This window comes from Klebsiella sp. CN_Kp104 (genome assembly GCF_040064515.1).
In the GTDB taxonomy this organism is placed as follows: Bacteria; Pseudomonadota; Gammaproteobacteria; order Enterobacterales; family Enterobacteriaceae; genus Klebsiella; species Klebsiella aerogenes.
Genome location: NZ_JBEAII010000046.1, coordinates 43,755 through 55,640 on the forward strand (window position 1 = coordinate 43,755; position 11,886 = coordinate 55,640).

The 11,886-nt window shown below is 53.5% G+C and carries 14 protein-coding genes; 13 read left to right on the forward strand and 1 reads right to left on the reverse strand.

The window, feature by feature from the left end:
• Positions 1-49: 49 nt before the first annotated feature.
• Positions 50-586 (reverse strand): fimbrial protein, encoded by a 537-nt coding sequence (locus tag ABLU80_RS24085; protein ID WP_047079604.1) that lies wholly within the window; start codon positions 584-586, stop codon positions 50-52.
• Positions 587-1,035: 449 nt separating this feature from the next.
• Here ABLU80_RS24085 and pabC point away from each other — a divergent pair, with 449 nt between their 5' ends.
• From pabC to nagZ, 13 genes are all read left to right on the forward strand, one after another.
• On the forward strand, positions 1,036-1,845 hold the full coding sequence (pabC, locus tag ABLU80_RS24090) for an aminodeoxychorismate lyase (protein ID WP_348850548.1): 810 nt from the start codon (positions 1,036-1,038) through the stop codon (positions 1,843-1,845).
• A 2-nt stretch (positions 1,846-1,847) separates the two neighbouring features.
• Positions 1,848-2,870, forward strand: a complete 1,023-nt coding sequence (gene yceG, locus ABLU80_RS24095) for a cell division protein YceG (protein ID WP_047079602.1) — start codon at positions 1,848-1,850, stop codon at positions 2,868-2,870.
• A complete protein-coding gene (gene tmk / locus ABLU80_RS24100) occupies positions 2,860-3,501 on the forward strand; it encodes a dTMP kinase (RefSeq protein ID WP_020079143.1) in 642 nt (213 codons plus the stop codon). The genes yceG and tmk overlap by 11 nt, the downstream gene beginning before the upstream one ends.
• On the forward strand, positions 3,498-4,502 hold the full coding sequence (gene holB, locus ABLU80_RS24105) for a DNA polymerase III subunit delta' (RefSeq protein WP_032711395.1): 1,005 nt from the start codon (positions 3,498-3,500) through the stop codon (positions 4,500-4,502). Before tmk ends, holB begins: the two co-directional genes overlap by 4 nt.
• Before the next feature lie 10 nt (positions 4,503-4,512).
• Complete coding sequence (locus ABLU80_RS24110) at positions 4,513-5,307, forward strand: metal-dependent hydrolase (protein ID WP_020079141.1); 795 nt, start codon at positions 4,513-4,515, stop codon at positions 5,305-5,307.
• Positions 5,308-5,603: 296 nt separating this feature from the next.
• A complete protein-coding gene (gene ptsG / locus ABLU80_RS24115; protein WP_015367184.1) occupies positions 5,604-7,037 on the forward strand; it encodes a PTS glucose transporter subunit IIBC in 1,434 nt (477 codons plus the stop codon).
• 151 nt (positions 7,038-7,188) lie between these two features.
• Positions 7,189-7,917, forward strand: a complete 729-nt coding sequence (locus tag ABLU80_RS24120; RefSeq protein ID WP_348850549.1) for a hypothetical protein — start codon at positions 7,189-7,191, stop codon at positions 7,915-7,917.
• Complete coding sequence (locus ABLU80_RS24125; protein ID WP_348850550.1) at positions 7,917-8,441, forward strand: hypothetical protein; 525 nt, start codon at positions 7,917-7,919, stop codon at positions 8,439-8,441. The genes ABLU80_RS24120 and ABLU80_RS24125 overlap by 1 nt, the downstream gene beginning before the upstream one ends.
• 186 nt (positions 8,442-8,627) lie before the next feature.
• Entirely contained in the window at positions 8,628-8,984 is a 357-nt protein-coding gene (hinT, locus tag ABLU80_RS24130; RefSeq protein WP_015705043.1) for a purine nucleoside phosphoramidase, read from the forward strand.
• Positions 8,985-8,988: 4 nt separating this feature from the next.
• Positions 8,989-9,363, forward strand: a complete 375-nt coding sequence (locus tag ABLU80_RS24135; protein ID WP_015367182.1) for a YcfL family protein — start codon at positions 8,989-8,991, stop codon at positions 9,361-9,363.
• A 21-nt stretch (positions 9,364-9,384) separates the two neighbouring features.
• Complete coding sequence (lpoB, locus tag ABLU80_RS24140; RefSeq protein ID WP_162182273.1) at positions 9,385-10,023, forward strand: penicillin-binding protein activator LpoB; 639 nt, start codon at positions 9,385-9,387, stop codon at positions 10,021-10,023.
• On the forward strand, positions 10,004-10,831 hold the full coding sequence (gene thiK / locus ABLU80_RS24145; RefSeq protein WP_048228649.1) for a thiamine kinase: 828 nt from the start codon (positions 10,004-10,006) through the stop codon (positions 10,829-10,831). Before lpoB ends, thiK begins: the two co-directional genes overlap by 20 nt.
• A gap of 23 nt (positions 10,832-10,854) precedes the next feature.
• The gene (gene nagZ, locus ABLU80_RS24150; protein ID WP_348850551.1) at positions 10,855-11,865 is read left to right on the forward strand and encodes a beta-N-acetylhexosaminidase; all 1,011 of its coding nucleotides are present in this window, start codon (positions 10,855-10,857) and stop codon (positions 11,863-11,865) included.
• Positions 11,866-11,886: the final 21 nt, after the last annotated feature.

Below are 11,886 nucleotides of genomic sequence, written 5' to 3' on the forward strand. Positions count from 1 at the left end.
ATTCCCGGTTTTGTTTATAACCAAAAGCAGGAGTTAATAGCCGGAGCTATTAATTGTATGCCAGGGTAAAGTTTACCGTGCCGTTTGCAGTGCCTGCGGCAACGGTGGAGCTGGTGGCAATATAACGAGCGAAGAAGTCGATCTCGGTGTCAGACGCCGCACTGACGTTTTTGCTGTCAGATTCGACGCCCAGCGGCAGCGCGGTACCATTACCATTCAGCAGCTGAATTGCTACGCCTTTGGCTACGCCGTCATTACCGTAATCGGTCAACTGCAGGTAGTCATTATTGGTGGCATCTGGCGTACCGTCGTATTTCACAACAACCGGTTTCCCTTCCAGGGTTTCCGGGCAGTTGGTCAGCACAAGGGTGAACTTAGTGTTGGCTGCCGTATCGCCTGCAGCGGTGAAAGCAGTTTTGGCCACATCGCCTAATTTAACGGTTAGAGGAGACGCGATAGAGCTATTTACCTCACAACCGGTCTCAATAATGTTGCCAGTGAAGTTGATTTTACCATCATCTGCTAACACGGCAGTGCTGATGCCCATTGTTGTCAGTAGAGCTAAAGCGGCCAATTTTCCTTTCATGGGTATTATCCTTAATAATATTTATAAAAGTAACCTATTGATTTTTCCATTCAATAGTTGGACTAACACTTAATATTATTAGACGTTAGTAATATTAAGTGTTAGTGATTCTAGTATTAGTTCAGTGATAAGGATATTTCGATTTTCTGAAGGGGGGATGTAGATAGAGTGAAAGAAATCACGGCGATTATATTATATGATGTATGAATTTATATTATGTGAGTATTAATGATGTGAATTGATGTGTTTCTATATTATTAATTATACAGACTTAATGAAGCTTCATTTCAATAAGCCCAGCGACTTGAGCATTGAACAGGGTCTGATTTTATGGCGCATCATAACAATTAAGCAATTTAAAATTAATTCCTTATGTTTCAGTGAACAGAGACTTGCGCACAGATTCTCCAGCGGGCACTCTGGACAGTTGTAAAACAGAGGGGGGGCAAATGTTTCTGATTAATGGACAACAGGCTGAGGTTTTGCCGATCAGCGATCGCGGACTGCAGTTCGGTGATGGGTGTTTCACCACCGCGCGCATTCGTTCAGGGCAGGTGGTGATGCTGAATCGCCACCTGAAGCGCTTAAAGGCGGCTTGTGAAAGGCTATTCATAAACTTTTCACAATGGGAATTATTAGCTGATGAGATGCGGCAAGTCGCTTTAAACCACAACGAAGCAGTGCTTAAGGTTATTATTACACGTGGTAGCGGCGGACGTGGCTATAGTGGCATGGGTTGCAACACACCGACGCGCGTGGTGAGCGTTTCGTCGTACCCTGCGCAGTATGCCCGGTGGCGTGAGCAAGGAATTGTTCTGACATTAAGCCCCGTTCATCTTGGGCGTAATCCCTCACTGGCAGGGCTTAAGCATCTTAACCGCCTGGAACAGGTGCTGATTCGTTCTCATCTTGAGCAGACAGACGCCGATGAGGCGCTGGTTCTTGACAGCGACGGGTGGCTTACGGAATGCTGTGCCGCGAATGTGTTCTGGCGCAAAGGAAGCCAGGTTTTCACGCCGCGTCTCGATCAGGCGGGCGTCAATGGCATTATGCGCCAGCACTGCATGGACATGTTGGCACGTTCCCCTTTTGATGTTGTCGAAGTATCCGTGCGTCCTGATGCGCTGCGTGATGCCGATGAAGTGCTGATTTGCAATGCGCTTATGCCGTTGGTACCGGCTCGAGGTTGGGATGATATCTGTTGGTCCGAACGCGAGCTTTACCATTTTTTAGCTCCATTGTGTGAACTGCCTGGTTAGTCATGAAGAAAATGTTACGTTTTGTCTTGCTGTTAGTGGTGGTGTTCGGTATTGCCGCTGCGGCCGGAATGTGGAAAGTCCGCCAACTGGCAGATAGTAAGTTGCTGATTAAAGAAGAGACTGTCTTTACCCTTGCGCCGGGAACCGGGCGAGTGGGGCTTGGCCAGCAACTTTATAGCGATAAAATTATTAATCGCCCACGAGTATTCCAGTGGCTGCTGCGCGTTAAACCTGAATTATCTCATTTCAAAGCGGGTACCTACCGCTTCACACCGCAAATGACGGTGCGCGAGATGCTGCAGCTTTTAGCGAGCGGTAAAGAAGCGCAGTTCCCGCTACGGTTTGTTGAAGGGATGCGCGTTAGCGACTATTTGCGTCAGCTGCGCGATGCGCCGTATGTGAAGCACACTTTAGAAGACGACAGTTACGAAACGGTCGCCAAAGCGCTGGGGCTTGAGCATGCCGACTGGGTTGAAGGTTGGTTCTGGCCGGATACCTGGATGTACACCGCCAACACCAGCGATATCGCTATTCTTAAACGCGCGCATCAGAAGATGGTCGCAGCGGTAGCGAAAGCCTGGGAAGGGCGGGCGGATAATCTACCCTATAAAGATCAAAACCAATTACTGACCATGGCCTCTATCGTTGAGAAAGAGACTGCGGTTCCCGCCGAGCGCGATCGCGTGGCGTCGGTTTTTATCAACCGTCTACGCATTGGCATGCGTTTGCAGACCGACCCTACCGTAATTTACGGCATGGGAGAGCGCTATAATGGTAAACTGTCGCGTAAAGATCTGGAGACGCCGACCGCTTATAACACCTATGTGATTAGCGGTATGCCGCCAGGACCAATCGCCGTGCCGGGCGAAGCGTCTCTCAATGCGGCATCCCATCCGGCGAAAACGCCGTACCTCTATTTTGTTGCCGACGGCAAAGGCGGCCATACGTTCAATACCAATCTGGCCAGCCATAACCGTTCGGTTCAGGACTATTTAAAAGTACTTAAGGAAAAAAATGCGCAGTAACTATATCGTTATCGAAGGCCTGGAAGGGGCGGGGAAAACCACCGCACGCAATCTGGTCGTTGAGGCTCTGGAACAGTTGGGTATCCGCGATATGGTGTTTACCCGTGAGCCGGGCGGTACCATCCTGGCTGAAAAGCTGCGCAGTCTGGTGCTGGATATCCAGTCCACCGGCGATGAAGTGATTAATGACAAAGCTGAAGTGCTGATGTTTTACGCCGCCCGCGTACAGCTGGTGGAAACGGTGATTAAGCCTGCTCTGGCTCGCGGACAGTGGGTGATTGGCGATCGCCATGACCTGTCGACTCAGGCCTACCAGGGCGGAGGGCGCGGTATCGATCAGGGGATGCTGGCGACCCTACGCGATGCGGTACTCGGTGATTTTCGCCCTGATTTAACACTCTATCTTGACGTGACGCCGGAAGTTGGCCTTAAGCGCGCCCGCGCGCGAGGCGATCTGGATCGTATAGAGCAGGAGTCGATGAATTTCTTCAATCGTACCCGCGCGCGCTACCTTGAACTGGCGGCTCAGGATCCGACTATCCGCACGGTGGATGCGACGCAGCCTCTGGAAGCGGTTGAGCGCGACATTCGCGCCGTTATCACTCAATGGGTTGCGGAGCAACGCGCATGAAATGGTATCCGTGGTTACGCCCGTCCTTCGAGCAGCTAGTGGCTGGCTATCAGGCAGGACGGGGTCACCATGCGTTATTACTCCAGGCATTACCGGGGATGGGGGGCGATGCGCTTATCTACGCGTTATGCCGTTTCCTGATGTGCCGCCAGCCGGAAGGGCATAAAAGCTGTGGCCATTGTCATAGCTGCCAGCTTATGCAGGCGGGGACCCATCCTGATTACTACACTCTGGTTCCGGAGAAGGGCAAGAGCGCGCTAGGCATTGATGCGGTGCGCGGCATCACTGAAAAACTCTATGAGCGCGCGCGTCTCGGCGGTGCGAAGGTGGTGTGGATCAACGATGCGACGTTGTTAACCGATGCCGCCGCCAATGCTTTGCTGAAGACGCTGGAAGAGCCGCCGGAAAATACCTGGTTTTTCCTGGCCTGCCCGGAGCCGGCGCGTCTGCTCGCCACCTTGCGCAGCCGGTGCTTCTCATATCACCTTACTCCGCCTTCTGAAGCTTGGGCGTTAGGGTGGTTAGCGCGTGAAGTGACAATGTCACAAGAAGCTTTATTGGCCGCGTTGCGCCTCAGCGCTAACGCACCCGCGGCAGCGCTGGAGTTACTGCAAGAGGCTAACTGGGCTCCGCGACAACAGCTTTGCCAGGCGTTAGCCAGCGCGTTAACCAGCGGTGACTGGCTGTCATTATTGCCGGTTCTGAATCACGAACAGGCCCCGGTGCGTCTGCACTGGCTGGCATCGCTGTTGCTGGATGCGCAGAAGCGGCAACAGGGGATTACGCTTCTGAGTAATCCAGATGCCTGGACGCTGGTTAACCAACTGGCGCAAACACTTTCGGGCCCGCGTCTTGAAGCTATCACGCGCGATGTTAGCGCCTGTCGCGAGCAGTTGCTGAGCGTGGTCGGCGTCAACCGCGAACTACTACTCACCGAGCGCCTCCTGCGCTGGGAACATTACCTGCAACCCGGGGCGGTTCTGCCCGTCTCACATCTCTGAGAATAAGAACATGTTTTTAGTCGATTCCCACTGCCATCTTGATGGCCTGGATTATCAAACGCTGCATAAAGATGTCGATGATGTGCTGGCGAAAGCCGCCGCGCGTGATGTTAAGTTTTGCCTGGCAGTCGCCACCACGCTGCCGGGATATCGCGGGATGCGCGAGTTAGTCGGCCAGCGAGAAAATGTCGTCTTTTCCTGCGGTGTTCATCCATTGAACCAGGATGAAGCGTATGACTTCGAAGAGCTGCGTTCGCTGGCTGCGGAAGAGGGCGTAGTGGCGATGGGGGAAACCGGGCTCGATTATTTTTATACCCCGGAAACGAAACTCCGCCAGCAGGAGTCTTTCCGCCAGCATATCCGCATTGGCCGCGAATTGAATAAGCCGGTGATTGTGCATACCCGCGATGCGCGCGCCGATACGCTGGCGATTTTACAGGAAGAAAAGGTGACGGATTGCGGTGGCGTACTACACTGTTTCACTGAGGACAGGGAGACAGCGGGTAAATTGCTGGACATGGGGTTTTATATTTCGTTTTCCGGTATCGTCACGTTCCGTAACGCGGAGCAGCTACGGGATGCCGCGCGCTATGTTCCGCTCGATCGCTTGCTGGTAGAGACCGATTCGCCTTATCTGGCGCCGGTACCACATCGTGGTAAAGAGAACCAGCCGGCGATGGTGCGCGATGTCGCTGAATACATGGCGGTGCTGAAGGGCGTGTCGCTGGAGCAGCTCGCGCAACAAACCACCGATAATTTTGCCAGCTTGTTCCACATCGACCCTGCCAGACTGCAACCTGCCTGATCTTTCTATTATTTTAAGGCTCGTAATTAATAGTTAAAGCGAGTAAAGTTCACCGCCGCGACAGAGGCGGTGAGCGCATTTTTGCAACATACAGATACACATTATGTAAATCAGTGTAAATTTTTATATGTTGACTGAATGAAACGTGATAGCCGTCAAACAATGTCCGCGTTAATTATTTTACTCTGTGTAATAAATAAAGGGCGCTTAGATGTCCTGTCCACGGCACGGTTCTCCCCCCGGGCCAATGCGTGAAAGCGTAAAAAAGTACCAAATACTCAGGAGCACTCTCAATTATGTTTAAGAATGCATTTGCTAACCTGCAGAAGGTCGGTAAATCGCTGATGCTGCCAGTATCCGTACTGCCTATTGCAGGTATCCTGCTGGGCGTCGGTTCTGCCAACTTCAGCTGGCTGCCAGCCGTGGTCTCCCACGTCATGGCGGAAGCAGGCGGTTCAGTTTTCGCCAATATGCCGCTGATCTTCGCAATCGGTGTTGCGCTTGGCTTCACCAATAACGACGGTGTATCCGCACTGGCTGCAGTCGTAGCTTACGGCATCATGGTGAAAACCATGGCGGTAGTCGCGCCGCTGGTTCTGCATTTACCTGCTGAGGAAATCGCAGCCAAACACCTGGCTGATACCGGCGTGCTTGGCGGTATTATCTCCGGTGCGATTGCAGCCTACATGTTCAACCGCTTCTACCGTATCAAGCTGCCTGAATATCTGGGCTTCTTCGCGGGCAAGCGTTTTGTGCCGATTATCTCTGGTCTCGCCGCTATCTTCACCGGCGTGATCCTGTCCTTCATCTGGCCGCCGATTGGTTCCGCCATCCAGACCTTCTCTCAGTGGGCTGCTTACCAGAACCCGGTTGTGGCGTTCGGTATCTACGGTTTCATCGAGCGCTGCCTGGTACCGTTTGGTCTGCACCATATCTGGAACGTACCTTTCCAGATGCAAATTGGTGAATACACCAACGCTGCAGGTCAGGTGTTCCATGGCGACATCCCTCGTTACATGGCAGGCGACCCGACTGCTGGTAAACTGTCTGGCGGCTTCCTGTTCAAAATGTATGGCCTGCCGGCTGCAGCTATCGCGATTTGGCACTCTGCTAAACCAGAAAACCGTGCCAAAGTCGGCGGTATTATGATCTCCGCTGCGCTGACCTCGTTCCTGACCGGTATTACCGAGCCGATCGAGTTCTCCTTCATGTTCGTTGCGCCGATCCTGTATATCATCCACGCGATTCTTGCAGGCCTGGCATTCCCGATCTGTATCCTGTTGGGTATGCGTGACGGGACGTCGTTCTCTCACGGTCTGATCGACTTTATCGTTCTTTCCGGCAACAGCAGCAAGCTGTGGCTGTTCCCGATTGTCGGTATTTGCTATGCGATCGTGTACTACGTAGTCTTCCGTGTGCTGATTAAAGCGCTGAACCTGAAAACTCCAGGCCGTGAAGATGCAACTGAGGACAGCAAATCCGCTGCGACCAGTGAAATGGCGCCGGCGCTGATTGCCGCCTTCGGTGGTAAAGAGAACATCACAAACCTCGACGCATGTATTACTCGTCTGCGCGTAAGCGTGGCTGACGTAGCGAAAGTTGATCAGGCTGGCCTGAAAAAACTGGGTGCTGCTGGCGTAGTTGTTGCAGGTTCCGGCGTTCAGGCTATTTTCGGCACCAAGTCCGATAACCTGAAAACCGAGATGGATGAGTACATCCGCAATAGCTAAGACGTAGTGTGGGGAGACTAAGGCAGCCAAATGGCTGCCTTTTTTACATGTGGGCTAAGACAAATTCAGAAAACATTCATCCAGATACGCCGTATACTCGATTGTCACGTAATACGCTAAGGACCAGCCCCGACAATTTAAGGGATTAAAAATGAAGCGATTTTTACCTGTGGCTCTGGCCGCATTCCCTGCCGCCACTTTTCCATGTTTGTCCCTTGCAGACGCGCACTATCTCCGTGCGGAAGAGGTCATCAGCCATTATTATCAGCCGATTGACAATAAAGCAGCGCCGTGGCGCAAGAGTCGGGAAGATGCCGTTAGCGTCACCGATTACGCCTTGTGTTTTAACAAAATGGCTAACCAGCATCCGCAACAAACGCTGGTGGTGATGTGCCCGGATATGTCGCAAAGCACCTTTGATAACGAACCAGAACCGACCGATCTTTACGTGCTTGAAGAAAGCGAGCAGGGCATGCAGCTCGTGCTGGCCGAGCAAAACGTGGGTTATCGTTTCGAGGGCATTGTCCATATTGGTGCGGGCAAATGGGCTATACATGCCGCTAACAGCGCGATGAATCAGGGATATGGCCAGACTCACGATGTATTACTCCTGTTCGTAGGCAATAAATTTATTCCCATCGCCCAATGGACTTCGTGGCTGAGCAATGAGGGAGCGCTTGCGGCTAATGATGAGGGGATGGAAAAAATTAAAAATACCTTGTCTGTCGATACTTCACAGCCGGATGCTGAATTTTATCCCGTAGTGATTCACTCAACGGGGTTAAGCAATAATGAAAAAATCGATAAAACCTGGTCTTTTCAGTATGCAATGGATAAGGGCGAATATCGCATTGCTGAAAACCTGCAAGGCGGTTATTAATGAAAATTCTTATTACGCTGTTATGCATTGCCGCAAGCGTATCGGCTTTAGCGTCTGAGAGCAGTTTGACAAGAGAAATGCTGGCAATAGGCCTGGAAAAGGCGTTGTTGTGCCAGAAAAACGACGTCGCTATTGGCGCCGACGCTGTGCGTAACATCACCGGCATAACCGTACAAAAGAACGATGATCCCTTTTACAACCAGTTTCTTTACAGCTTCAAAGAACCTATAGCGGTAAACCAACTCGCGCTGTATAGCGTTCAACAGAACGTAGGGGAAGGCGGTGTCGTGTTACTGGCCGAGACAGCTGGCAAGGTGCAAAATTTTGCCGATCAATTGGCGGCCCATCCGCTTGCAGAAAATGAGGATGTGCTCGGCGTTAGCGGCGTGATGTTTCTGAAAACCGTAGCTGGAGCAGGCGCGGGAAATGAAACAGCGGTCAGTAAAATCGTTATCGGTCAGAATGCCGTACAGAAAGCACAGGGGCGGTTTTTTTACGGTTGTATCCAGGCCATGACGCTGTGAGAAGCCTGAAAATCATCAGTTAAACGCTCATTCCCTCAGCGGCTAAGTCTATAGTTGAATAAGAAAAACTGCATTCAGGTTGAAAGAGAGGGAGGAAGTCGCTCATACTCTTAGCTGATCCTGTGCATTCGTGTTTATCTGCAGAGGCAGGCCGGGGCACGGTATAAAACTAATAAGGAATCAGTCATGGCAGAAGAAACGATTTTCAGCAAAATCATTCGCCGGGAAATCCCGTCGGATATTGTGTATCAGGATGAACTGGTCACCGCTTTTCGCGATATCTCTCCGCAGGCGCCGACCCATATTCTGATTATCCCGAATATCCTGATTCCAACCGTAAATGACGTCACCGCCGAACACGAACAGGCGCTAGGCCGAATGATGACCGTCGCGGCGAAGATTGCCCGTGATGAAGGTCTGGCTGACGACGGCTACCGCCTGATCGTCAATTGTAACCGCCACGGCGGGCAGGAAGTTTACCATATTCATATGCACCTGTTGGGCGGGCGTCCGTTGGGCCCGATGCTGGCGCATAAAGGCTAAATCGATGCGTGCTGCTTATTCAGGCGTCCTGGTTCTGGCGGCGCTGTTGGCCGGATGTAGCTCGCACCCGGAAATTCCGGTTGGCGAGCAGCAGACGTTGGTGATGGAATCCAGCGTTCTGGCGGCTGGCATCAGCGCCGATCCGCCGTCGGTGACCGCTTCGGAAATTCAGGCCACCGCTACCTCAAGATTATTTAATGAACGGCAAGAGCCCATTACCGTGCACTACCGTTTTTTCTGGTATGACGCCCATGGGCTTGAGATGCATCCGCTGGACCCTGCGCGTAGCGTGACGGTTCCAGCCCGCTCGTCCGTCGTGCTCTACGGCAGTGCCAATATTCTCGGGGCGCACAAAGCCCGCCTTTATCTTTATCTCTAAGAGGTCATCATAATGATTAAAATGTGTCGCTATGCGTTAATCACAGCACTGGCGATATTCCTGGCAGGCTGTGTGGGGCAACGTAATGAACCTGCGCCGGTCGAGGAGGCGAAGCCGAAGCCGGAACAACCTGCGCAGCCGCAGCCGACGGTGCCTGCCGTGCCGACGGTGCCAACGCAGCCGGGGCCGATCGAACACGGCGGCGAACAGCCATCGCAGCCGTCACAGCCTGCGCCGCGCGTTCGTCACTACAACTGGGACGCCGCCGTACAACCAATGGTCGGCCAGATGCTGCAGGCCGGCGGAGTGAACGCTGGCAGCATTCTGTTGGTGGATAGCGTCAATAACCGTACCAACGGATCGCTGAACGCGGCCGAAGCGACCTCCGCGCTGCGCAACGCGCTGGCGGGCAACGGCAAGTTTACGCTGGTATCGACTCAGCAGCTTGCGGTGGCTAAACAACAGCTGGGCCTGTCGCCGCAGGATAGCCTCGGCAGCCGCAGCAAAGCGATGGGGATTGCGCGCACCGTTGGCGCACAGTACGTACTGTATTCCAACGCCACCGGCAACGTGAATGCGCCGGAGCTGAAAATGCAGCTGATGCTGGTGCAGTCCGGCGAGATTATCTGGTCAGGCAAAGGTGCGGTTCAGCAACAATAAGCTTACGCGCGACGAGCTCTTGTCGCGCTTCTTTCCTCGCTATTCACCTGTCGCCGCCTTGACTGAAAACGGTCTTAGCGGCGGCAGCTGCGTTATCAGCGATGGCGTCCGTCGGCTGGTGTTGCGCCAGCCTCACGATCCGCTGGCGCCGCTCAGCCATTTTCTGCGCCAGTACCGCGCGCTTCAGCACCTTCCGGCGTCGCTTTCGCCGGCGGCGGTGTTCTTTTCGCCACGCTGGATGGTGGTGGAGTATTGCGCAGGAGAAGTGAAAAGCGCGCTGCCGGAGTGCCCTTCGCTTGCCGGGTTATTGTATCATCTGCACCAACAGCCGCGTTTTGGCTGGCGCATCGAGCTGGCGCCGCTGCTTGAGTTGTACTGGCAGCAGTGCGATCCGACCAGGCGCACCGTTTTCTGGCTGCGCTGGCATAAACGGTTATTGCGCCAGCGTGAACCGCGGCCGTTGCGTTTAGCGCCTCTGCATATGGACGTCCACGCTGGTAATATTATTCATAGCCGCGACGGTCTGCGCTTGATTGACTGGGAGTATGCGGGAGACGGCGATATCGCGCTTGAACTGGCGGCGGTATGGTGCGATGCCCATACGCGTTGCCAGCTGCTCAATGAGTATTCGCGCTTTGCCCGAATTGATAAGCAGCAACTGCGGCGGCAAATACAGCGTTGGCGGCCGTGGGTCCTTATATTGATGGCGGGCTGGTATGAGCGGCGCTGGCAGCAGAGCGGCGACCGGCAATTTATTGCACTGGCGGATGCGACATGGCGTCAGTTAAAAACAGAAAATAAAGGATAAGAGAGGTCTGTGTGGGTCCGGTAATGTTGGATGTCGAAGGTTTTGAACTGGATGCGGAAGAGCGTGAGATTCTGGCTCATCCTTTGGTCGGCGGCTTAATTTTGTTTACCCGCAACTACCACGATTCGGCGCAGTTGCGCGAACTGGTACGCCAAATCCGCGAGGCCTCGCGTAATCATCTCGTGGTGGCGGTGGATCAGGAAGGTGGGCGTGTGCAGCGCTTTCGCGAAGGTTTTACCCGTCTGCCGGCCGCGCAGTCTTTTGCCGCGCTGCTGGGGGTGGAAGAGGGCGGTAAGCTCGCCGCAGAAGCCGGTTGGCTGATGGCCAGCGAAATGATTGCCATGGATATTGATATCAGCTTCGCGCCGGTGCTGGATGTGGGGCACATCAGCGCTGCGATCGGCGAACGCTCATGGCATGAAGACCCGCAAAAGGCGCTGGTGATGGCGCGTCATTTCATTGACGGTATGCATGCCGCCGGTATGAAAACCACCGGTAAACACTTCCCGGGCCACGGCGCGGTGACGGCGGATTCACACAAAGAGACACCGTTTGATCCGCGTCCGGCAGCGGAAATCCGTGCTAAAGATATGGCGGTGTTCAAGAGCCTGATCGATGAACAACGCCTGGATGCGATTATGCCGGCGCATGTGATTTACTCTGACATCGATCCGCGCCCGGCGAGTGGTTCAGAATACTGGCTGAAAACGGTGCTGCGCGGCGAGCTGGGTTTTGATGGCGTCATCTTCTCAGACGACCTGTCGATGGAAGGGGCGGCGATCATGGGCAGCTATGCTGAACGTGGGCAGGCATCGCTCGATGCCGGTTGCGATATGATCCTGGTCTGCAATAATCGTAAAGGCGCGGTGAGCGTATTGGATAACCTGTCCCCGATCAAAGCAGAGCGTGTTACAAAATTGTATCATAAAGGTTCATTTACCCGTCAGGAACTACGAGATTCCGCCCGTTGGCAAACGGTCAGCGCACAGCTGGAACAGCTCCATGCGCGCTGGCAAGAAGCGAAGTCTGCGTAATTAACCTGAAGGGCGTTGTTG